General features: G+C 37.5%; 19 protein-coding genes. 15 read left to right on the forward strand and 4 right to left on the reverse strand.

Annotated features, from left to right (window positions below; all coding sequences use genetic code 11):
- Positions 1-46: 46 nt before the first annotated feature.
- From ACSR9O_RS10510 to ACSR9O_RS10525, 4 genes are all read left to right on the forward strand, one after another.
- Positions 47-475 carry a MarR family winged helix-turn-helix transcriptional regulator gene (locus ACSR9O_RS10510; RefSeq protein ID WP_101222280.1) on the forward strand — a complete coding sequence of 143 codons (429 nt, stop codon included), beginning with the start codon at positions 47-49 and terminating at the stop codon, positions 473-475.
- A gap of 803 nt (positions 476-1,278) precedes the next feature.
- Positions 1,279-2,223 carry a sporulation protein gene (locus tag ACSR9O_RS10515; protein ID WP_491724355.1) on the forward strand — a complete coding sequence of 315 codons (945 nt, stop codon included), beginning with the start codon at positions 1,279-1,281 and terminating at the stop codon, positions 2,221-2,223.
- Between the two features lie 81 nt (positions 2,224-2,304).
- Positions 2,305-2,463, forward strand: coding sequence for a hypothetical protein (locus ACSR9O_RS10520; protein WP_260358924.1), 159 nt, complete (start codon positions 2,305-2,307; stop codon positions 2,461-2,463).
- A gap of 791 nt (positions 2,464-3,254) precedes the next feature.
- Positions 3,255-3,482: a hypothetical protein gene (locus tag ACSR9O_RS10525; protein ID WP_101222274.1), complete on the forward strand. Its 228-nt coding sequence runs from the start codon at positions 3,255-3,257 to the stop codon at positions 3,480-3,482.
- Positions 3,483-3,621: 139 nt separating this feature from the next.
- On the opposite strand, the gene ACSR9O_RS10530 is transcribed toward ACSR9O_RS10525, so the two are convergent.
- The 3 genes from ACSR9O_RS10530 to ACSR9O_RS10540 all read right to left on the reverse strand — a co-directional run bounded on the left by ACSR9O_RS10530 (position 3,622) and on the right by ACSR9O_RS10540 (position 6,651).
- The gene (locus ACSR9O_RS10530; protein ID WP_101222273.1) at positions 3,622-4,329 is read right to left on the reverse strand and encodes an SDR family oxidoreductase; all 708 of its coding nucleotides are present in this window, start codon (positions 4,327-4,329) and stop codon (positions 3,622-3,624) included.
- A gap of 141 nt (positions 4,330-4,470) precedes the next feature.
- The gene (locus tag ACSR9O_RS10535; protein WP_491724356.1) at positions 4,471-5,643 is read right to left on the reverse strand and encodes an MFS transporter; all 1,173 of its coding nucleotides are present in this window, start codon (positions 5,641-5,643) and stop codon (positions 4,471-4,473) included.
- Positions 5,644-5,904: 261 nt separating this feature from the next.
- Positions 5,905-6,651, reverse strand: coding sequence for an SDR family oxidoreductase (locus ACSR9O_RS10540; RefSeq protein WP_101222271.1), 747 nt, complete (start codon positions 6,649-6,651; stop codon positions 5,905-5,907).
- 183 nt (positions 6,652-6,834) lie between these two features.
- Between ACSR9O_RS10540 and ACSR9O_RS10545 the strand changes: the two genes are divergently transcribed.
- From ACSR9O_RS10545 to ACSR9O_RS10585, 9 genes are all read left to right on the forward strand, one after another.
- Complete coding sequence (locus tag ACSR9O_RS10545; protein ID WP_101222270.1) at positions 6,835-7,380, forward strand: TetR-like C-terminal domain-containing protein; 546 nt, start codon at positions 6,835-6,837, stop codon at positions 7,378-7,380.
- Between the two features lie 223 nt (positions 7,381-7,603).
- The gene (locus ACSR9O_RS10550) at positions 7,604-8,266 is read left to right on the forward strand and encodes a hypothetical protein (RefSeq protein ID WP_232782907.1); all 663 of its coding nucleotides are present in this window, start codon (positions 7,604-7,606) and stop codon (positions 8,264-8,266) included.
- A gap of 912 nt (positions 8,267-9,178) precedes the next feature.
- Positions 9,179-11,923 carry a DUF3289 family protein gene (locus ACSR9O_RS10555; protein ID WP_230176867.1) on the forward strand — a complete coding sequence of 915 codons (2,745 nt, stop codon included), beginning with the start codon at positions 9,179-9,181 and terminating at the stop codon, positions 11,921-11,923.
- Positions 11,916-12,437, forward strand: a complete 522-nt coding sequence (locus ACSR9O_RS10560) for a hypothetical protein (protein ID WP_230176866.1) — start codon at positions 11,916-11,918, stop codon at positions 12,435-12,437. Before ACSR9O_RS10555 ends, ACSR9O_RS10560 begins: the two co-directional genes overlap by 8 nt.
- A 277-nt stretch (positions 12,438-12,714) precedes the next feature.
- Positions 12,715-13,212 (forward strand): hypothetical protein, encoded by a 498-nt coding sequence (locus ACSR9O_RS10565; protein ID WP_230176865.1) that lies wholly within the window; start codon positions 12,715-12,717, stop codon positions 13,210-13,212.
- A 247-nt stretch (positions 13,213-13,459) separates the two neighbouring features.
- On the forward strand, positions 13,460-13,801 hold the full coding sequence (locus tag ACSR9O_RS10570) for a hypothetical protein (protein ID WP_101226114.1): 342 nt from the start codon (positions 13,460-13,462) through the stop codon (positions 13,799-13,801).
- A gap of 139 nt (positions 13,802-13,940) precedes the next feature.
- Positions 13,941-14,258 (forward strand): YnaG family membrane protein, encoded by a 318-nt coding sequence (locus ACSR9O_RS10575; protein ID WP_491725460.1) that lies wholly within the window; start codon positions 13,941-13,943, stop codon positions 14,256-14,258.
- A gap of 622 nt (positions 14,259-14,880) precedes the next feature.
- The gene (locus tag ACSR9O_RS10580) at positions 14,881-15,969 is read left to right on the forward strand and encodes a tetratricopeptide repeat-containing glycosyltransferase family 2 protein (protein WP_491724357.1); all 1,089 of its coding nucleotides are present in this window, start codon (positions 14,881-14,883) and stop codon (positions 15,967-15,969) included.
- A 474-nt stretch (positions 15,970-16,443) separates the two neighbouring features.
- Entirely contained in the window at positions 16,444-19,335 is a 2,892-nt protein-coding gene (locus ACSR9O_RS10585) for a hypothetical protein (RefSeq protein WP_491724358.1), read from the forward strand.
- Positions 19,336-19,766: 431 nt separating this feature from the next.
- On the opposite strand, the gene ACSR9O_RS10590 is transcribed toward ACSR9O_RS10585, so the two are convergent.
- Complete coding sequence (locus ACSR9O_RS10590) at positions 19,767-20,384, reverse strand: TetR/AcrR family transcriptional regulator (protein WP_491724359.1); 618 nt, start codon at positions 20,382-20,384, stop codon at positions 19,767-19,769.
- Positions 20,385-20,558: 174 nt separating this feature from the next.
- On the opposite strand from ACSR9O_RS10590, the gene ACSR9O_RS10595 reads away from it, so the two are divergent.
- A complete protein-coding gene (locus ACSR9O_RS10595) occupies positions 20,559-21,749 on the forward strand; it encodes a YhgE/Pip domain-containing protein (protein ID WP_260358912.1) in 1,191 nt (396 codons plus the stop codon).
- Between the two features lie 211 nt (positions 21,750-21,960).
- Positions 21,961-22,317 (forward strand): VOC family protein, encoded by a 357-nt coding sequence (locus tag ACSR9O_RS10600; protein WP_260358911.1) that lies wholly within the window; start codon positions 21,961-21,963, stop codon positions 22,315-22,317.
- The last annotated feature ends 143 nt before the right edge of the window (positions 22,318-22,460 follow it).

Below are 22,460 nucleotides of genomic sequence, written 5' to 3' on the forward strand. Positions count from 1 at the left end.
AAGTGCCATATTTTAATTATATAGGATAGAACAGGGTGGAATGTGCATGAAGAACAACCAAGAAAAGAAGTATTTAGATAATTGGCTTTCTCTTACTAGTATTCAAATGAGCATTACGAATGAACTTGAAAGTGCTTTGCAAAAAAATCATAACCTGTCGTTAAAAGAGTTTTACGTTCTTTACTTTTTATCCAAAACAAGCGATAAACAATTGAGGCTACAACAATTACAGGAGATGGTTGGACTAAGCCAAAGTGCTATATCAAGGCTGGTGGGCAGGCTAGAAGCAAAAAGCTGCGGAGCATTACAAAGGCATATATGTGAAGATGATCGAAGAGGCATCTATACACGTTTAACCACATTAGGAGAAGAAAAACTACAAATTTCCTTAAATACTGTTCATGAAATTCTTCACTCTGCTCTATCAAAAGGAAACCTTCAAGATGAATTACAATCCTTAATCCAGAAATTGTAATATGGTTCTTGTAATTTTAAGTGATAAGTGAAGTCGGTTATTTCTATATATCTTGGATAGGAATATCCCTTTAGCCCAGTAAGGTAATAATGAAAGGATCTGTTGAGAAAGAGAGCAGGGATAATGCGGAATTAAATGTAAGCGCATGCATTTAAGGGATTTTTTGACCAGCGAGGATAAATTAAAGGCCATGGCTATAAAGTAATGGAGAAATCGGGAATATGACCATTTCAAAATAGCTTATCAAAGATGATGTTCTTGTTATTAGAGTACTTTCAAAATTGTTAGCCCCTGGCATTTTTTTGAGCGAAAATTAAACTCTCTCTCTATATGCTTCGTCGTACAGTTGCTGGTTTTCACCCTAAATAAACAATAATATATATTATTCTCATCACCATTCCACCACATTCAATCGATAAAAGGTTTAGCAAAGTTTAATTCGATAAGAACCAAATTTCACTTGTGTTTGTACATAATTAGCCATTCATCACCAATGCATTATACATCCGTCTTTCAATGGGTGACCCTAACTTGCTGTATTCAGTCAAAGGAACATCATTTGTTTTTTCGCCTATTACATGAAAAATAAAAGCCAATAGTCCATCAACAATATCATTAAAAACATATTAATCTGAAGTCACCTACTGCGGTAAATTATTTGAAACTATTTTCATTTTTCGACGTAATACTATCAGGGATAAATTAAGAAATCTCATGAATTATAAATAGATTTCTTGTCCTATCTTATTACGCCCATTTTACATATGAATTCTAATAGAGGGTTGACGAAGGGAAGAGGAAGCATGTTCAAGAAAATATTAGCAAGCTTAGGAAAAGGAGCAGCAACTGTAGATTTACAATATGATAATCGTAATTATCAAGCTGGAGATAGCATTCAAGGGGAGGTAGTCATTCAAGGTGGTGAAGTGGAACAGAAAATCAATCAATTGACTGTCCGGTTGATGATGAACGTGGTATTAAAACAAGGAAGCGTTTCTAAGGAAGTTGCCCATATACCATTAGTTAATCGATATTGCATTCACCCCAAAGAACGTAAGGTCATTCCGTTTCATTACGTCCTACCTACGAATATACCTATTTCAAGGGGAACTGTCTCATACTATCTGGATACACATCTTGATATTGAGGGCGGAGTTGATCGTAAAGATGTAGACCGGCTGGTCATCCAATCCCAAAAATCTATCACATCCATTTTTAATGTAATGGCTCAATTAGGTTTTCGCGAGACAGCAAACTCGGGTAAACTCGACCAATATGGACAGGAATTTGCTTTTTTTCCCACTCAACAATTCATGGGACAGGTAAATGAAGTTGAAATGCGGTTTGCCAAGGAAGAATCAGGTATCCGGGTCTGGATGGAAGTTGACTGTAAAAGCGGCTACAAGGAAATTGAAGCAAAACGTGAGTTTTATTTAAGTAAGAATGTTCTCGAGCATGAAGCCGATCTTCATAAACTACTTGGAAAATATATATCGGAAGCTATTGATCAGCCTTATGCTTTTACACAGCCGTTCTCTTATTCCACCAACCATCATCATGGTCGCGCTTCCCAATTAGGAAACGCTATACCTGGAATGGTTGGTGGATTAGCAGTAGGTGTTTTAGGGTCGATGTTACTTACTGAGATGATGGATGGTTTTGATGTTGGGGAAATGTTTGAAGAAGCAATAGAAGATCTTGATGGGGGATTTGATTCATTTTTTGATAGTGGGGATGGGGAATCCTAAGTAAGCCATTAAATAGTCCTATGTTAACCAATATAATTAAAGACTCTTTTTGTTGCCGACTTTATTGGGGAAACCAATGTTATGGAAGTGGATTTATTAGAAATCCTTAATAATGAAAATCTATCAAAAGAGTTTTCGCAAGTTAAGAATTCAGATAAAAAGCTTGTAATAAGACCTGAACACTTAAACATTAGTCAAAGTCGCTTTCAGCCTAATCAAATTACGTTTGAGGCTAAATAAAAAAAGTCCATTTTTTAGGTTCAAAAAGAGTGGTAGAGTGTGTATCAGGCTATCAGGAAATTGCTTGCTTGGGTACTAGAAAAGGCTTGGTGAAAATACTTTAATATGTTGGTACGCTCTGTTAAAGGAAACTTTACAGAGCTTTTTTTATTGAAGAAACTGGACGGCGGCGCAAACTCTTCACCAAAATTTAGCATTCATTTCATGCCTTCTCGGAACAGTTCAGTAAAAACGAAGTCATATCTAGCCGATTGTGATAAAAGGATTAGGTGAAGGCAATCATGAAGCTAATCATTTTATGTGGATAATAAGAGTCAAGAAAAGAAAAACATGTAGGTAACTGAGTTTGTAGACAAATGTATGATTGGAACGGAAGGTGCGAGACTCCTGAGGGAAAAGCGCGTCGAGGGGAGAAGACCCCAAAGGCGCAAAAGCGCAAAGGAGGCTCCCGGACCGCCCGCGGAAAGCGAGTGCCTGGAGTTCCAATCGACGTGAGGTTCTACAGTTTGATGTAGGTAACCTTTTTCATCCTAAATTAAAACATAAGGTTTTTTTGTTATACAACCTTTTGGGTAGAAGTGAAGAAAAGAAAATAAGAAAGCCCAACTATACCTACATAACTCCTTTAGAGATAACCACAAAGTTATGTTGATATCGACTTTTTGATTGCTGTTTGGTTTAATGCTTTCATCACCTGAAAATAGCCCTTCGGTTTTTGGCGTGAATAAAATGAATAAACAATCATATAAAGCCAATTCTATATACAAGAATGATAAAAAGGAGATTACATCGTGAAGCCATATGAAATAAAAAATATGATTATTGATGATGAGTTTGATGGTGAAGAATCGGTTACAGCTGATTTTACTCACAAATATAAAGATTATAGCATTACTTTTAAAAAAGAAGATCTTGAAGTAATTAATACATGGGTTTTTGAGGGTAATTCATCTCTTCCAGCAAATTTATCAAGTACTATCATTGAATCATTAAGGGAAGAAATTAAAAAAAGAATCTAGTCAATTGGACTAGATTCTTTTTTTGGTCATTTTCTTAATCGAGGAAAAATTTTGCCTTGTTAATATTGATGATAAAAGATAAGGTATTTATTGTATCGAACCACACTTAAACACAGAATAATGTGTTTAAACTGTAATGTTACCAATCGATTCGTTTTCCATCTCTAAAAAACCCACCATTAGGTCCTTCAGGTCCAATAGTTGCTAACCACAGGATAGACTCAGCTGCTTGCTTGGGTATTCTTGGAGCAGATGATCCACCCATATCTGTACTTACCCATCCCGGATCGACCGCATTTATTGTGATATCACCTTTGATTTCTGCAGCTACCAATCGTGTCAATCCATTAAGGGCAAATTTAGATATTTTATAAGCTCCTACTCCTGGATATGACAGTTCGCTCATCGCCCCGTATTCTGAGGAAACATTAATGATTCTCCCATAGCCTTGCTTTTCCATGAGGGGAATAAAGGAACGGATCACATGGTAAACTCCAAAGAAATTGGTTGCCATTGTTTTCTCCAGAATGGAAGTGTCCATAGTCACTAAATTTTCACTCTCATCCAAATACACGCCTGCATTATTAATCAATACGTCCAATCTTCCATATTGATCATTTACAGTAATCGCAGCTTGATGGATGCTTTCTTGATTGTTTACATCCATTACCAGAAACGACACGTCAAGATTTGAATCCTTAAGTCTTTGCGTACTTTCATGCCCTTTTTCTGGATCCCGACTTGCCAAAATGACCTTAAAACTATTCAAAGCCAATTGTTTGACCAGCTCATATCCAATTCCTCGATTCCCACCAGTGACAAGTGCAACTTTTATATCCTTTGACATAATATATCCTCCTTTTTTCGGCTACTAATCTTGGGCCAGAGTAGAATTTTCCACACCCTATAAATTCAATAAAAGAAAGTAGGGCAGGGAAAATAAAGCAATAATGAACAGGGAACTTTTATAGAATGTTGAACTTATTCCTTATCTAGATAGTTGTTGTGTAGGAGTAAACATGTAGTTTCTAAGAAAAATAGTTACCAAACTTAGTATCAATGATAGGATTCCTACTAATACGACGTATTGTGTACCCAGTTCTGATATAAATAACCCGCCTGCTGCTGCACCAATTGTTGTTCCTACGTTACAGGATGATATAAATAAGCCATTGGCGAAATCAGGCGCTTCGGGAGCTGAAGACGCAATCAAATATTGATTAATATTTGCCATTATTCCTCCGGCTAATATTCCCCAAATTAAAGTTGTAATTTCCATAGGTACGGTAAATTGTCCTGTGAAGAATAAAATGATGTAAACAGCACCCAATAACAAAGGAAAAGATACTACAGACTTAATGGCACTATGAGTAAGTGAATTTCCTGCGACAATGTTTCCGATAATACTGGCTCCACCGAAGACGAATAACGTTAAACTTATGGTATTCGGGGACATATTCGTAACTGTTTTCAGATATTCAGCAAAATAACTATAAACCCCAAATATAGCTGAGTTTAATAAAATGACAGTCACGATGGAAAGCCATAAAATAGGTTTTTTTAATACGGAAAGTTGTGTACCATAAGAAATTCTTTCCTCAACAGGTATAGATGGAACAAAAATCAATGTAGCAATGAATACAATAGCATTAACAATAGCAAAGAATGCCATCGCCATTTCATACGAAACGGCACTATCAATAAAATTTGCGATCGGTACGCCGGCTACCATACCCGCAGATACACCGATAAATACTTTAGAAACAGCTTTTGGAGCTTCTTCTTTACTTACTGAGGAAGCAGCTACTGTAAATGCCAAAGAACAATAAATTGGATGGAAGAAGGCTGGAATTATACGAGCAATTAATAGAATGGTAAAATTAGATGTAAATATGGATACAATGTTTCCTATAACGAAAACTCCTAATACAAGTAACATGACCTTCTTACGATTTATCCCGGAAAACAATAACGGCATCGTTGGTCCAGATACAGCAATAGTAAGAGCAAAAAGACTCACAAGCAATCCTGCTTTTGATATGCTGACATTGAAGTGATCAGCAATGGAGGGCATTAACCCAATAACCCCCATTTCGGTATTTAAGATGCCGAAAACTCCTATGGTCAATATGAAAATCAGCAAGTTATTTCGTTTAGTCATAAAATGGATCTCCTACTTTCAGTACAGTGTCATTTTGTAATTGCGTAAAGGGGGAGATTTTTAAGGGTATTAGATAACTTTCAATTTAGCTGTTTTCTCCATTAATATCCAGACCTTTTAAACAATATCAGTTTTTTAAAATCCTCTTTGTTCCTGTCTCTGAATAAATTTCAAAGTATAATGTGCCAGGCTGTCGAGGTCTACTCGACAGCCTGAGCTTTAGAAAATGAATAGCGCTAGTTTTATCTCATCTTGTAATTATTACCATGGTTGACTTGTTGGTCCAATTGTAAACTCATTAATGTTCGTATCTTTTGGCTGATCAATAGCGAATGCCACAATATTGGCAACTCGATCAGGTGCAATACCATATTGTTCGTACAACGCAGTCATACCTTCTGAAATATTCTTATCAGTAATCGTATCCAACAATTCCGTGTTAATCGCTGCTGGATAAATTGTTGCTGTGCGGATGTTAGTACCTTCTTGGGCAGATTCCATACGCAAAACTTCCATTAAATCACGAACAGCCCACTTTGTTGCGCCATAAACTGCACCGCCTGGGTAAGCTTTAAGCCCAGCTACTGAAGAAGTAGTGATGATATGTCCAGACTTTTGCGATGTAAATGTTGGCAATACTGCGGCGATACCATTCAATACACCTTTAATATTAACGTCAACCATACTGTTCCATTCGTCAGTTTTTAATTCGGAAAGTGGTGAATTAGGCATTATTCCAGCGTTCAAGAAGATTACATCGACACCACCAAAAGTGTCTTTAGCTTGTTGAACAAGCTGATGACTATCATCTGGATTAACAACATCTGTGACGCGATAAGCAGCTTGTCCACCAGCTTTTTGAATTTCCTCAGTCAATGCTTTTAATTTGTCTTCGCGACGAGCGCCCAAAACAACTTTAGCACCTTTACTGGCCAATAATTTTGCAGTTGCTTCACCAATTCCAGATGAGGCCCCAGTGATTATAATTACTTTGTTTTCAATTGTCATTTCGTATCATCCCTTCATGTAAAAAAAACTACATTTGATGTTTTCTCTACACCTGTCTATAATCTAAAATATAAATATAAACAAAACAAGGCATATAAATCGTTAATTTAATCAGTTTTGATGTTTAAACAACAAATCAATAAAAATTGTTGACTATCTCAGTGAAAGTATGGTGTCAATAACATGGCAAAAGTGGATAGAAGAATTGTTAGAACTCAAGATGCAATAAAAAAAGCATTTCTTGAATTGATGTCAGAAAAAAATTTCGATAGCATTACCATTCAGGATATTTCTGACAGGGCAAATATTAACCGTGCAACGGTTTATCTTCATTACTTGGATAAATTTGATCTGTTGGATAAGATCATAGAAGAACATATAAATAACATGGTTAACCTTTGTGAAACGGAAGCTGAAATGGATTGGATTGAATCGACTGTACACTGTATGGAATATCTTGAAAGTAATTATTTATTTTTTTCGACGATGTTGGTGAGTGAAGGAGCTCCGTACTTTCGCAGCCGGTTTGTTCAGCATAATATCGAAGAGTTCAAAAAAGACGTCGATATAACAAAAGGGAAAAATTTTGGTCAAAGCGAAGATGTAGTTGTTGAATTTGTTGCAAATGCTTACGTAGGTGTAGTGGAATGGTGGCTAAAAAATGGCATGCCTTATCCACCAGAGGAAATGGCAGAAAAAGTGGGGGATTTATTAGAGAGGATTTTATAGAGTGTATCGCATGATAAATCTACTTTAGCTGAAGGTCGGAGCTGTATTTAAGGCAGCTCTTTTCTTATGGATTATTGGAAACGGCATTAGCGCCTCTGGTAAAGATGACCTGCTTGGAATCCTTTTCGGGTACTTTTTTGTATGCTTCGGAGATCGTTTAGGTATAAGGTTTGGTATAATTGGTTGAAGTATGATGGAAAAGTTATAGAGATGAGGAGAATATTTGAAAAAAGCATCACTTGTTTTATTTTCTATTTTATTATTGGGGTTATTGGGTTGTGAAGCATTAAACACGGAGAACAAGAAAGCCAATTCTGAAGATAAAATAGTCAAAGAAGATGAAGAAAAAACAGTCAATGAAGATGAAGAAGTCAAATCTCTTTATACGGTAGACAGCTATATGAAGTCAGTCGAAGAAAACCTTGAAGCAAAATCGGAAACATTTATCAGTAATATAAAGGAGTTACATAAATACACCATTTACTCTAAAGTGGAATTATTGGATTTTGTAGCATTTGTAGATGATCCTTCCGAGTTTAACTTATCCATTACTATGTTCTCAATGGATAGACAGGCTAATGAAGTCTTTAACGAGGGTAAGGATTCTACTATCTTTGCAGGTAGTAAGGGTATGATTGAAAATGTAAGATACACCCACCTTTTAGGTAATCAAACAGGAGACTTTTGGGATTTCTACGAAAAAAATGAAGAAGAAATTAACCTTGCAGAAAAACAAGCGTTTGCTACTTGGGTCGCAGATTGCTGGAAAAAAGCAGATGGACAAGCAATAACATTGCCAGCCTACTTTTCTCTTCACGATGATTATGAATCCTTTGATTTAAAGAAAAATCAGTGGGTTACAGATGATGAGAAATGGTCTTATTGACACATTAAGGAGGGACCTTTATCCAAATTGTTCCTCATATGAGTAAAGACCTTCAATTGAAGGTCTTTTTTGTTCATTCATCGGTTACATAGTAAACCTGCAATGGCTAAAGAAATGAACCCTAAAATTGTACAGAGTGTGGTATCTAAAATAAAGTCACGTTGTTTATAAAACCTGAGATATTTTGAATAAAGTCGCGATGTTTGCAAAAAAGTTACGATGCTTTGCCCCTTTGTGGTTATCTAAAGGGGTTTTCTTATAGGAAAAGGAAAGTACATATGAATCAAAAGGTGGCTTAAAAGAAAATTGGCTATATATTGGTTCAATCTCTAAAATAAGATCATTAATTCATAAGTCTGATAAAAATATATAGGAAATCTTTACCTTATATTCCATAATTTTAATCTGTAAACTAATACTTAGTTGAAAAAATTATTTTTAGGGAGGAAAGGAGAAAAAATGAATTTATCCCTCAAGGAACTATAAGAGCTGTTACTGTTTATTTTATGCTCTTCAATGCTTTTTGCATTTTCGCCACAGTCTTAGGAACAAAAAGCATCATCCCCTGACACTTTTCATATAAACGGTTGAGGAGCTAAACGGGATTCATTAATTGGTTTACAGTCCGAAAATCTATTGGATCAAAGATTTATTTATGTTCGGTTAATTTAAAAAGACAATGAACTAGGTGTCTTTCTGATTTATTAAATTTCAGAATATTCAGCATTATTTTCGTTTGGAGTAAATTCCTATTTATGCTTTTGATAGGTACTAACTAGTTGCATTAGAAAATTACAATTGTAAAGGCGTTGATTTAATGACGTTAACTCAAGGATTTTGACAATATTTCTTTGGATGGGAACCATATCGTAAATAGGTTAAATTAATATTCTTATAGAGGTGATTATCACGTTGAAAAATAAAGTAAAAAGTATATTGAGTTTTTTATTGATCTTTGCAATGATTTTCGGCGGAATTGGGCAAGCGGCGGTTGCCAAGGGCAATAACTCTAGTCAGCAAAATGTAAAACAATGGTTAAGTGAATATGAATTCTATGAGGACACCAGAATTGCGAAAATCTATGATCAGATTGCAATAAATGAATTAAAGCGTTTCGCGACAGTCATAAAAGAAACTAATGCTAAGTTTGATTCTAAACTGATAGCGGAATTTGATGAAATCGGAGACTTTAAACAAAAAGATATTAATGAACTTGATGTACTTCAACAATTGATTAACCAATATGAACAAGCTGTTCAAGAGGAGTATATACATGAGTCGGTTCTTAAAAGTGATCGGCTCTTGGAAATCAAACATAAGTTAACCATATGTCTATGGGGGTATGTAACAAAAAACGATTTTAATGAACCAACTGAAGTATTACTTGCAGATATACTCTTTAATTTTTATTTATCGGATAAAATTGTCAATAAAAATGCTATCGGCATCTTAAAGGATATCTCCGATCAAGCAGATCAAAAAGGAAATAAACTAAAAGCTCATTTGAATAACGCTGGTAAAATGTCTGAAAAAGGTAATGAGTTTCTAGAAAAAGATCTAGCTGTCCCTGCATCAAAATCCTATCAAAATGCATATAAACAAGTGTTATTCGGACTTGAAAAAGCAGGCTATTCATTTAACACAGAATTCTTTGAATCTACCTCTGAAACGGATGGTGATACTTTAACAGATGGAATAGAATTCCTAGAGGGAATGAATCCATTTAAAAAGGATACAGATGGTGATGGATTGCAGGACAATATTGAATATGAGGTCAAATCATTTATTTCCCCGACAAAATATGATTCAGATCGTAATGGCATAAGTGATGCAGATGAAGATATCGATGAAGACGGCCTGATTAATAAAGACGAGCAAGCTAATCAAACAAATTTGATTAAAGGAGACTCAGACCAAGATGATTTAACTGACGGATTTGAAGTACATCAGTTCGATTCATTACCTAATAAGTATGATACAGATAACGATGGGTTAAGTGATGGAGATGAATATGCTTTAAAGACAAATCCGAATGCTGCAGACGGCGACAATGACGGAAGCGAGGATTCACAAGAACTCTATAAACAATCGATTAGTAAATCATTGATTCAGCCTGATAAATCAGAAATTAAAAGCGTAGAAGTTGGGTTTAGTGCAAAGGATAATATTAATAAAACGACTAGAATTAGCAGCACAAACAACATAAATATTAAAACAACTAATTTACACGGTATTATTGGTTCTCCTGTAAGCATCAATACGCAATCAGAATTTGAGAAAGCAAGCATTCAGTTTACGTTTGATGAAGCGAAGCTCGGAGACACGTTGGAAGATGATCTAGCCATCATTTGGTACAATGAAGACGAGGAAATGTTTGAAAGCATTAACACTGTGTTAGATACAAGTAAAAATACAATAAGTGTGGAAACTACTCACTTTGGTGAATATCTGGTTGTTGATAAGGCAAAATGGTTGGAGCTATGGAATAGGGAAATAGACTACTCAGGGACGCATGATGTAAATAAAGATCTGCTTAACAATCTTGCAACGAAGACAGTAGGTGATGTAGGAAGAGATGACGAAAATGGTATATCAGGTGATGTAGAAATTGATAAAACAGATTCGGACGGGGATGGCTTATACGACAGCTATGAAATTGAAGGAATGAAAACACCGTACGGTATAATTTACTCAGATCCTAACAAGAAGGATAGTGACGGAGATGGATTAACCGATGGGCAAGAAATGGGGCAATTAAAATCATTCACGGTAGAAATTTTTGGAGTTAAAATTCATTATGAAGGTTTCTTTCCAGCCAGTTTCCCTGACCGAAAAGATAGTGACGGAGATGGAAAGTTTGATAATGAGGATTTGAGACCGTTGTACTCTGATTTTACCGATACAGAAATTTATCAATCAGATAGACCAGAAGGCTATGATGAAAATGGAAATATAGCGAATGATATGAAAACAAATGATTATACAGAAGATGAAATAAAAGATATTAGCTGGATGTTCAGATTCCAATTACTTGAATCTTATTTCCCAGGTATTCTCTTTTATGAGTTCGAGGATATGACAACAAGCTTGTTTTCCATGGGAGATATGGAAGAGGTTATTTTAGATATGATTAATCATTTTAAAGAGGGAACTGGTAAAGAGTACAAAAACCAGACTTTAACTAAAGAAGCAAGTGAGCATGAAACAACGAAAGCCTATGTTGAATTTGTCAAAAATGCCTTAGTTGATGAGCTAAAGAAAAATGGAGGTAATTTGGCAGCACTTAAGTTGGATAAAAGTACAAAGAATACAAATGAATTTTATAATTTGATACAGAGAAATGCTAGTTATCCGACGTTTAGCACCTGGAGTGATCGAGTAGGTGGACTTACAATTACAGTAAATGATACTTGGGGGAATACGGTATCCGTAAAAGATTTTTCTGTAGAGAATAATCACTTTAAAGGAGTCATGCGTGTTCGTTTATATGATCATTTTGGGTTGGATCGGCCAGATGTTGAGAAGGAGTATGTCAACTTAGCAGGATTCCGTTCCTGGTTTGTCTTACAGCATTATGATGAATATAATGGCAAATATAAGCCCTTTGTTACTGTAATGGAAATGGATGTACCATTTGAGGGGAAATTGAGTGATTAAAGTTAATTTGAAAATTATAGTTTTAATGATTTGTATATTCTTAATTCCATTAAACTTAATTGGATGTATAAAGAATGAGGAATCAAGTGGGGAAACAAAGATTTTCGAAATTGAAAATACAGAAGAGATCTTTGGTAAAAAGGATGAAGAAGAGGTGACTGTTAAAAAGCATTATATGATTCTAAATCCACCAAAAGATTTAATAGAATTGAAAGAAATAGTTGAAAAATACAGTATGGAACATCCAGTTGAAGAAGAAATAAAAGTAATGGAAGGAAAAAACAGGATTTTTGATATATCCTTTTATAGGGAAAGTGAGGATTTGCCAAGAGACTGGCAGCTTGATGAAAGTTACATGAATACAGATCGGCTAGAACATCATAAGAATGATCTAATTGCATATATAATTTGGTCAGATGCTGAAACACAAAAAGAATACAATGTTTATGATAAAAATAAGGAAGGAAAGGTAATCAAGAGTGAGCATTTTATTGAGGATCAGCTTGTTGAGTGATACTCTATCCATACCCCTTAAAGGGGTAAAATGGAAATTACCTTTCTTAGTGAACTAATGGTTGGCTTTAGCTGAAGATCGGAGCTGTCTTTAAGGCAGCTCTTTTCTTTTGGAACTATTGGGGCAGGTTAGTGGAAGAAGGAAACAAGTGATTTAATGTAGTTTTATACATAAATGACTCGTTCGCTAACACAGAAAAAGTTTTACTCTCGTTTATGATATAATTTCGATTGAATAATATCGAATTATACTATGACTATTAGATTGGTTGTTGAAGATGAAAAGGAAGAAAAAGAAGAAAAACGAATCAAATATAATTAAAATGACATTTGGAAAGAATTCTTATGTTAAGGACGATGAAACAGATTTTATATTTGCGTGGTTACATCCTATTATTTCGTGTAGGTTATGTATCAAGTATTTTATAAAATGGATAACGTCTGTGGATTCTTCTTTGGCACCTACTGTTCATCGTTATTACATTTTATTCTTTACATTGATATTGAGGTCATTTTTGTGGATTTATATTGGAATGGGGATTGGGGTAGTCTCAAATGATAAGTCAGATGGTATGAGGTTAGTGACAGAGATTCCAATGACTATTGGAATGTCATTTTTAAGTATATTTGGACTGTTGTTGGTTATACGGATTGTAATTTCTTTCTTTGAACTGATCAGACTATTTAAAAAGGATAACTTATTTTTGTATGGTTTGGGAGTTACTGTTGTATATGGATTTATTGGCATGATTTTGTTGGGAAGTGCACTGTGGTAGTTTTATATACATGTTCTTCTTCAAGTAACGGGGTAGCATTCCTGTATTAACTGAAATACTAAAAAGTTTGTGAAGAAATCTACTTAAACTAACGGGTGCGTTAGCTGAAGACCGGAGCTGTCTTTAAGGCAGCTTTTTTCTTATGGAACTAACGGGGCAGTTTAGTTGAATAAGAAAATGTTATAAAATAGAGAGTTGAAAGGTGATGCGGATAGTAAGTAATTCAGTTGATATAGGGGATGTTTATATGAATTGGAACTGGAATGAAACCACTATAGATTTTCCATTCTCGTCCAAAAACTTAAAGAACTTGTTAAATACCGTATGTAGAAAAGAAAACAGATTTTCACAATATGAGTTAATTAAGTGGTGTGATAACCTCACAATGGCTTTTGAGGAAGATGAAGCTGGAGAATTTAATGAATTTGATGAAATAGCTTTTGGAATAGCACGAGATATTGAATGTCAATGGGATTTATTTTTGGTAAATACTTACTCATTAAAAGAATTGCTGAACTTAGACCTCTCAAAAGTAAAGTTACCTCAAGATTGGTTTATAGAGTGGTTAGAGCAATTAAACGAGAAATAAAAGGTAACTACTTATTCAGATAACAAGGTACTTTACTTCTAATAAGGGAGTTGCTTTTGCAGCTCTTTTTCTTATGGAGCTAAAGGGGCAGGTTAGTTGCATAAAGGGATGGAAAATCGACCCAAATATAACTTGTTTTATGTTAAAGTTTAAGAAACATAACTTTTCAAAGGAGCTCATTGTGCAAAAGACATTTATTATTGTTTCTTATTTGTTATTCCTTTTTCCTCTAATGTTCATTGTGAATTTTCTGTTTGATATTGTTACACTCGAAAAGATACAAGGATTGCCTATATTTTTTCCTTTAGTATTTTGTGCTATTGGTCTTTTCTTCGCTTTAAAAGCACATAAAATACAAAAGGATGTTTTGACGCTTGGTGCTATCATTTTAAATTCGGTCTTATTAATGTTTCCTTTTGTATATATGATTTTAGGAACATTTTTATTTGGTGTTTAAGTTTATATAATACCGAAGACCTTTCTTCAATTAACAGATGTTCGGACGAGTTAAGGTTGGAGTGTTTAGTAGGGAGAGGGCTTCTTATAGGAATATCAAGTAGACTGTATTCTATGAAAGAAACAGTTACTTGTTTTCTCATGATATCTTTACTTTTTGTGTTAAGTATTGAGATTTAAACAGGTGCCTTTAAGAAGAAAAAACATATCCCCTATCAAATATCTTGTATTGATTTGTCTATTTTGTTTATTAACCATTAACTAAATTTATACTGTATTGTTCAATTCATTTTTGAACAATTTCAATAATTTTTTGAAGTATTATACTTAAACTAATGGATGCTTTAGCGCCATAAGAGGGCTGCCAATTGGCGGCCTTTTGAATGTACGATCATTAACATAATCATACATTTGGTGTTTAAAAATATAAACAAAATTATAAACAAATAGAGTCCTTCAGCAAAGGAATTGCAACAAAAGATGCGTTTGCAAAAAAAGATCTTAAATTTCCTGCAATTGACGATTTTCCTTGGTCATGTCTTGAATTTAATTAGGTCATACTTACGCTATCTCCAGACACTATAGCAGGCAGAAACTAATATGCTGTTATTGGAGGTGGTTTAATGGGCGGGATTTCAATTAGTTTATGCATGATTGTAAAAGATGAAGAAGATTCACTTTCTAACTGTCTTGCTTCTGTAAGGGAACTAGTCGATGAAATTATCATCATTGATACAGGATCAAAAGATAACACGAAACAAATTGCCTCAGCCTTCACTGATCATGTTTATGATTTTGAATGGATCGATGACTTTTCAGCTGCGAGAAACTTCGCTTTTTCTAAAGCGACAAAAGAATATATATTTTGGCTTGATGCGGATGATATTTTAACTGAAGAGAATCAGGAGAAATTTTCAACCCTGAAAAAAGAGCTTCCTCCTCACTTCGATTCTGTCATGATGTTTTATCATCTTTCTTTTGATGGGAATGGAAACCCCAGCTTCAGTTCCAGGCGGAACCGGCTCGTAAAACGGGAAAAGAACTTTCAATGGATAGGATTCGTTCATGAGTATCTTGAAGTAACCGGACTCACATTTCAATCGGATATTGCCATACATCATAAAAAGGAAAAAAGCTTTAATGATCGTAATTTGAGAATTTACAAGAAGCTCCTTCAATCAGGAATTGATTTTTCACCGCGCGACAAATATTACTATGCGAATGAATGCAATGACCATGGTTTATATGATGATGCCATCAAGTGGTATCGTAAATTTCTTGAAGAGGGTAAAGGATGGAGTGAGGATAACATTCAAGCATGCGGCAAGTTGGCGGACTGCCATATTCAATTTAAAGATTGGGTTTCAGCAGTCCAGAGCTGTTTAAAGTCTTTCGAGTACGATACACCAAGAGGGGAAATCTGCTGTCGGCTCGGATACATCCATTTGGAGCAACATGATTATGAACGCTCCATATTCTGGTACAATCTAGCAACACAAATAGAAATACCTGAAACAAAAAGCCCTTTTATCGAGCGGAATTGTTACACATGGCTGCCGCACATTCAGCTTTGCGTATGTTTTGACCGCATCGGCAAGCTAGAGGAATCAAAAAGGCATAATGAGTTAGCTGCTGATTACTTTCCAGATCACCCTTCCATCGACTCTAACCGCAGATACTTTAAGAGTATCGAAAAAAAGGAAAAAAGCTGATCCCTTGAACGCCAAGGGATTAGCCTTTTTTTGCTTCTCGAAAAGTTAATTTGGATCTTTTAATCGTAAAAATGGGGATGATTCCACTAGCCATGTAGAAAACTGGAAAAAGGAGAAACACGAATGCTAATGGTTTTTTTACTCGTTCGAGAATTTATGAATACTGAAACTACATAATGTAGGTTTCAGTTTTTTTTTTTACAGCAATCCAAGAAAAAAATACCCTTATTTAAGGGCAGAATAGCTCTATAAAAATATTGATTATCTTTAGACTAAATAAAAAATACAGATTGATATTTTCCTTATTTTTGTATAACACAGGGTATTTTACAAGGACAAAGGGTTTGTGCCGTTTCACTGTTGTTGCAAATTTCATAAAGTATTATAAGGTTCTAAAGCCAAATTAAAACACCTAGTATTTGGAGAAAATTAAATTCATTTGTATTTTTATAAAAAAAGTAGGTGGAACAAAGTATGCCAGAATTCTTTGATGAAATAACATCTCAAAATGCTTCCTATGCTAACTCCATTAATATTCCCACTTCGTCTGCTTATCAATTTTTTGGACAAGTTGGCCTTAATGTTAGCGAAGCAAATCCAACTTCAATGATTCGTGTTCAATTTGATGGGATCATCACCTTAAGAGTAAATCCACAAGCCAGTGTTCCTGTGAATTCTATTGAAATTAAAATTGTTAGAGGGACCAATCCTAATGCTAATACAATTTTTACCGGTATTAAGACTATTGTACTTAATGGCTCTGAGGCCGGACCGCATGAGTACTCATTTTCAGCTGCAGATTACAATGTCCCCAAAGGTTCAGGATCTTTAGTATATACAGCTTTTGTTCGTAACATTACTGGTTCAGTTGATACAGATGTAACGCGTGTTGGTCCAGAGAGCTTTAATGCGATAGCTGGTGGAATTACAGGGACAACAGGAGCTACGGGTGCCACAGGGCCAACAGGGCCAACAGGGGCAACAGGGGCAACCGGAATCACAGGCGCAACGGGAGCCACAGGGGCCACGGGAGATCCAGGAGCGACAGGAGCGACGGGTGCTATAGGAGTCGCAGGGGTCACGGGAGCCACAGGAATTACAGGAGCCACGGGAGTGACGGGTGCCACAGGAATCACAGGAGCCACCGGGGATCCAGGTGCGACAGGAACCACAGGAGCAACAGGAATCACAGGAGCCACGGGAACTACAGGAGCCACGGGAGATCCAGGGGCGACAGGAACCACAGGAATTACAGGGGCCACGGGAGATCCAGGAGTGACGGGTGCTACAGGAATTACAGGGGCCACGGGAGATCCAGGAGTGACGGGTGCTACAGGAATTACAGGGGCCACGGGAGTCGCAGGAGCTACGGGAGCCACAGGAATTACAGGGGCCACGGGCGATCCAGGCGCAATAGGCGCAACAGGAATTACAGGGGCCACGGGAGCGACGGGAGATCCAGGTGCGACAGGGGCTACAGGAGCCGCAGGAGCCACAGGAATTACAGGAGCGACGGGAGCCACAGGAATTACAGGAGCCACGGGAACTACAGGAGCCACGGGAGATCCAGGAGCCAAAGGAGCTACCGGCGCAACAGGAGTAACGGGTGCCACAGGAGCAACGGGAGCCGCAGGGGCCACGGGAGCCACAGGGGAAACAGGAGCCACAGGAATTACAGGGGCTACGGGTGCGACAGGAATTACGGGAGCCACAGGAGATTCAGGAGCAACAGGGGCAACAGGAGCAACGGGAGCCACAGGAGCAACGGGTGCAACAGGAATTACGGGAGCCACAGGAGATTCAGGAGCAACAGGGGCAACAGGAGCAACGGGTGCAACAGGAATTACAGGAATTACAGGAGCCACAGGAGCGACAGGAATTACAGGAGCGACGGGAGATTCAGGCGCAACAGGAGCCACGGGAGATCCAGGAGCCACAGGGGCCACGGGAGCCACAGGAATTACGGGAGCCACGGGAGATCCAGGGGCGACGGGTGCTACAGGAATAACAGGAGCCACAGGAGATTCCGGTGCAGCAGGAGCCACAGGAGCGACAGGAGATCCAGGCGCAACAGGAGCAACAGGAATTACAGGGGCTACGGGAGCCACCGGAGCCACAGGAATTACAGGAGCGACAGGAGATCCAGGCGCAACAGGAGCAACAGGAATTACAGGGGCTACGGGAGCCACCGGAGCGACAGGAATTACGGGAGCGACGGGAGATCTAGGAGCCACAGGAGCTACCGGCGCAACGGGAGCTACAGGAATTACAGGAGCGACAGGAGATCCAGGCGCAACAGGAGATCCAGGCGCAACAGGAACCACAGGAATTACAGGTGCCACGGGAGATCCAGGAGTAACAGGAGCAACGGGAACTACAGGAGCCACGGGAGATCCAGGAGCAACAGGCGCAACAGGAGCCACAGGAATTACAGGAGCCACAGGAATTACAGGAGCCACGGGAGCCACAGGAGCCACGGGAGCCACGGGAGCCACAGGAATTACAGGAGCCACAGGAATTACAGGAGCGACGGGAGCTACAGGAATTACAGGTGCCACCGGAGCAACAGGAATTACGGGAGCCACGGGAGATCCAGGGGCGACAGGAGCCACGGGTGCTACAGGAATCACAGGAGCCACGGGAGATCCAGGTGCGACAGGAGCCGCAGGAGCCACAGGAATTACAGGTGCCACCGGAGCTACGGGTGCCACAGGAATCACAGGAGCCACCGGAGCCACCGGGGATCCAGGTGCGACTGGAACCACAGGAGCCACAGGAATCACAGGAGCCACGGGAGATCCAGGTGCGACAGGAGATCCAGGAGCCACAGGAGCTACCGGCGCAACAGGAGCAACGGGAGCCACAGGGGAAACAGGAGCCACAGGAATTACAGGGGCTACGGGAGCCACAGGAATAACAGGAGCAACGGGAGTCGCAGGGTCAACGGGAGCCACAGGAGCCACAGGTGCAACTCCTCAATTATTTTTTGCAGAAGTGGCTGGTCCAATCGCTCTCACATCTACTGGAACCGAAACGACAGTGGTTACAATGAATGTACCAACTACTGTTGGCCAGACCATTAAAGTGGACTATGCAGTATCAATTGATGTGGTCACGACGGCCAACTCAAATTTCACTTTTCAAGTTAGGCTATATCGTAATGGGGTTTTAATCGATACACGTTCCGTTCAAAGAAGTGTAAGTGCTGCAGGTACATCAAGATTTCCTGTTGCATCTACTAATGTAAATACTGCTGCTGTCACTGGGACTACAACATATGAAATTAGAATCGCTTATACAGTAGCAACAAATGTAACCTCCTCAAGTGCTATAAATGTCGATATTAACGCAATACGCTTTCCATAATGAAAGTAACTCTATATCACCAGCCATATTCCTTTTAAGAAGGGTATGGCCTTTTTTATAAGGTCATATACTTTTTGAATGTACTGTATTTGGATTGAGTACAATTGTATAAGAAAGGGCGTTAAAATGAAGGTTTTATAGGTTGGTATTTTCTGATTACGATTTTAGCTACAACGTATTGGAAAGGACTTGGTTGGTAGTTTTTAGTAATTTGTGCAATTGTATTGTTTTTTGGTGACGGCTTGATAAGAAGATTATTTTAAAAATAACTATTATTTTTTAAACTAACAGTGCCATACAGTAAGATAGGAGCTGCCATTGCGACAGCTTTTTTATTGTTCACTATCGTGATAGGTTAGTTGCATAATCATATTAATAATAAAGGGACAGTACCTATTTTTCATAGTATTGTCCCTTAATCCCTGTGTGATTTATTTTTTCAAACCAGCTGCAAAGAAGGGACCATTAACTGTAATGGTTGATAGGATACGAGCCATTTCTTGAGGGGATTCTTTCCTGCCACTATCCAACCATTGTTGAATTACACCTATATGTGCAGATGCAACGTAAGAAGCAAAATATTGTCCTGGTACAAGTAAATTTTCCTCCTTAATAAGTGCGTTTGGATTATTTCCAAGAAATGTTTTCCACATAAAGTCTTTCAATCTTGTTTGAAAAGATAAATCGCCTTTTGGACCTAACACAGCCTTCATAAAACTACTATTCTCATTAAGATACTCAAATATTAAAACTGAAAGGGAAAATGTTGTTGCAGTCGGTGAGTTGGTTTCAAGTGCGGCAATAACACCTGGGAAGTTCTGTTTTACAAGTCTGGACATTTCAAGCATGATTTCTTCTTCGCATTTCGTCATTAAATCAAATTTGTCTTTGTAGTGGGCATAAAATGTACCCCTATTAATTTTTGCTCTAGTTGTTATGTCTTTAACCGTAATTGCTTCGAACCCTTTTTCATCTATCAATTCAACTAGTGCATCTCGGATGGATTCTTTTGTTCGAATGACCCGTAAATCCGTATTACTATCTCGCAAGCTACTTCCTCCTTAATTTTAATCAACACATTTATAAAAGGTGTTCCGTAACCAACACATGTGCCATTTTTGATTATTGAAACAGAACTAGTCCCCAATTATAATTTGAATGTAGTAAATAAAACAACAGGTTGTTCTTTATTATAATATAAACCCAAATAAGGAGAGTAAAATATGTTCAAAAATAAATTGGTATTGGTTTCGCCGATCATCGCATTGGCAGTTATTTTTATTTTTTCACTTACATTATTTCCATCCGTTCAATCACAACCGAAAAATCTGCCGATTGCAATCGTAAATGAGGATGAAGGAGTGGAAATTCCTAATCAACCAGAAATGAATATGGGTAAAACCATCGTTGAAACAATGGATAAAAATACAACAACAAATGAAGACCCTGTTGTAAAGTGGGTTGAAGTAAAAACAGCAGAGGAAGCACAAATTGGAATGGATGAACAAAAATATTATGCAGCATTGGTCATTCCGAAAGACTTCAGTGCTAATCAGGCATCATTAAGGACACCAGCACCTTCTGCAACTGAAGTACAAATATTTATTAATCAGGGTATGAATACGGCTGCTTCAACGATGGCAGGACAGTTCTTGAATGGAGTAGTGGATAACATGAACAACACTGTCCGAAAACAACTGCTTGATGGTTTTGAAAAACAAGGAGCAACTTTGACTGCAAAACAGGCAGCAAGCCTTGCAGTTCCAATCGCTAAGAAAGTCACAAATGTCAATGAAATCGGCACGAATAGTGCGAATGGAAATGCTCCTGTTTCCTTATTCCAGCCATTATGGATGGCTAGTTTGGCAAGTGCTGCGATAATCTTTATTTCCATTAGCAAAATGCCGATTCGCACTAGAAAAGAAAACCTTGTCACAAAGATGGGGCAAATTTTTATGGGTGCCGTTGTAGCTCTGGTAATTGGATTTGGCTTAACCTGGATAGCAGATGGTATGGTTGGTTTAAATATCCCGAATTTCATGGATACGGCTTTATTTTTATCAATAACATCCTTTAGCTTTTTTCTAATGATATTAGCTGTACTTTCACTATTGGGGCTTAAAGGTATGCCTATTTTTATCTTACTGCTTTTCTTCGGTGCACCTTTACTGGCAATGGCACCTGAAATGATGTCTCCATTTTATCGGGATTGGATTTATTCTTGGTTGCCAATGCGATTTATGGTAGAAGGGCTTCGTGGATTATTCTTCTTTGGGGAAGGCTTAACCTGGAGTACGCCTGTTTCTGTTCTTGTTTGGATTGGATTAGTAAGCATGATTGTGATAATGAGTACTGCTTTAAAACGCAATAGAGTGAAGGAAGTAGTATCCGATTCTGAAATATATATAAAGTAATTGCAGGGATACAATGTTGGTCAAATTGTTGTCATATTTACCAAAAGAGTCGTTTCTCTTATAGGGAAAACGACTCTTTTTATTGAGTAAGTGAAAAAATGTACGTAAACTAACGGGGCAGTATAGTTGAAGAAGGAACTTAAATTTAAATCTCGAATATCTAATGTAATCGGATAGCTAAAAATTTGAAGACAGACAGGAGTTAGATACGATGATAAAAGGTTTTGGAGGAATATTTTGGAGAACTAAGAATCTTGAAGTTATAAAAAAATGGTACAGTGAAGTGTTGAAGATTGAAATAGACAATTGGAATGGGACTGTGATAAAACCCCAATTAGGGAATGAGACTATCTTTTCTTTCTTTACCGAGAATGACAGTTATTTTCCAACAGAACAACAAGTGATGTTAAATTTCCAAGTACATAATCTTAACGAGACTATTAAGCATCTTGAACATATTGGTGTACCACTTGCAAAGAAAAAAGAGATTAGTGAATTTGGAAAGTTTATTTGGATTGAAGATCCTGAAGGTCGACTGGTCGAGCTTTGGGAGAATAACGAGTTGTAATTCATTTGCTATTGAGCTAACGGGTGCGTTAGCTGAAGATCAGAGCTGTCTTTAAGGCAGCTTTTTCTTATGCAACTATCGGGGTCAGTATAGGTCCATAACACAAATTGGAGAATGTTTTTTTACTTGGACTAGAAATTGTA

This window comes from Peribacillus sp. B65, assembly GCF_058513295.1.

Excerpts from the sequence above, each read along its gene's own strand:
- ACSR9O_RS10540 (WP_101222271.1), bottom strand. The coding sequence starts at position 6,651 with ATGACAATTGAAAACAAAGTAATTATAATCACTGGGGCCTCATCTGGA.
- ACSR9O_RS10520 (WP_260358924.1), top strand. The coding sequence starts at position 2,305 with ATGGAAGTGGATTTATTAGAAATCCTTAATAATGAAAATCTATCAAAA.
- ACSR9O_RS10600 (WP_260358911.1), top strand. The coding sequence starts at position 21,961 with ATGATAAAAGGTTTTGGAGGAATATTTTGGAGAACTAAGAATCTTGAA.
- ACSR9O_RS10595 (WP_260358912.1), top strand. The coding sequence starts at position 20,559 with ATGTTCAAAAATAAATTGGTATTGGTTTCGCCGATCATCGCATTGGCA.
- ACSR9O_RS10530 (WP_101222273.1), bottom strand. The coding sequence starts at position 4,329 with ATGTCAAAGGATATAAAAGTTGCACTTGTCACTGGTGGGAATCGAGGA.
- ACSR9O_RS10510 (WP_101222280.1), top strand. The coding sequence starts at position 47 with ATGAAGAACAACCAAGAAAAGAAGTATTTAGATAATTGGCTTTCTCTT.
- ACSR9O_RS10580 (WP_491724357.1), top strand. The coding sequence starts at position 14,881 with ATGGGCGGGATTTCAATTAGTTTATGCATGATTGTAAAAGATGAAGAA.
- ACSR9O_RS10515 (WP_491724355.1), top strand. The coding sequence starts at position 1,279 with ATGTTCAAGAAAATATTAGCAAGCTTAGGAAAAGGAGCAGCAACTGTA.
- ACSR9O_RS10570 (WP_101226114.1), top strand. The coding sequence starts at position 13,460 with ATGAATTGGAACTGGAATGAAACCACTATAGATTTTCCATTCTCGTCC.
- ACSR9O_RS10575 (WP_491725460.1), top strand. The coding sequence starts at position 13,941 with ATGTTAAAGTTTAAGAAACATAACTTTTCAAAGGAGCTCATTGTGCAA.
- ACSR9O_RS10565 (WP_230176865.1), top strand. The coding sequence starts at position 12,715 with ATGAAAAGGAAGAAAAAGAAGAAAAACGAATCAAATATAATTAAAATG.
- ACSR9O_RS10545 (WP_101222270.1), top strand. The coding sequence starts at position 6,835 with ATGGCAAAAGTGGATAGAAGAATTGTTAGAACTCAAGATGCAATAAAA.
- ACSR9O_RS10535 (WP_491724356.1), bottom strand. The coding sequence starts at position 5,643 with ATGACTAAACGAAATAACTTGCTGATTTTCATATTGACCATAGGAGTT.
- ACSR9O_RS10585 (WP_491724358.1), top strand. The coding sequence starts at position 16,444 with ATGCCAGAATTCTTTGATGAAATAACATCTCAAAATGCTTCCTATGCT.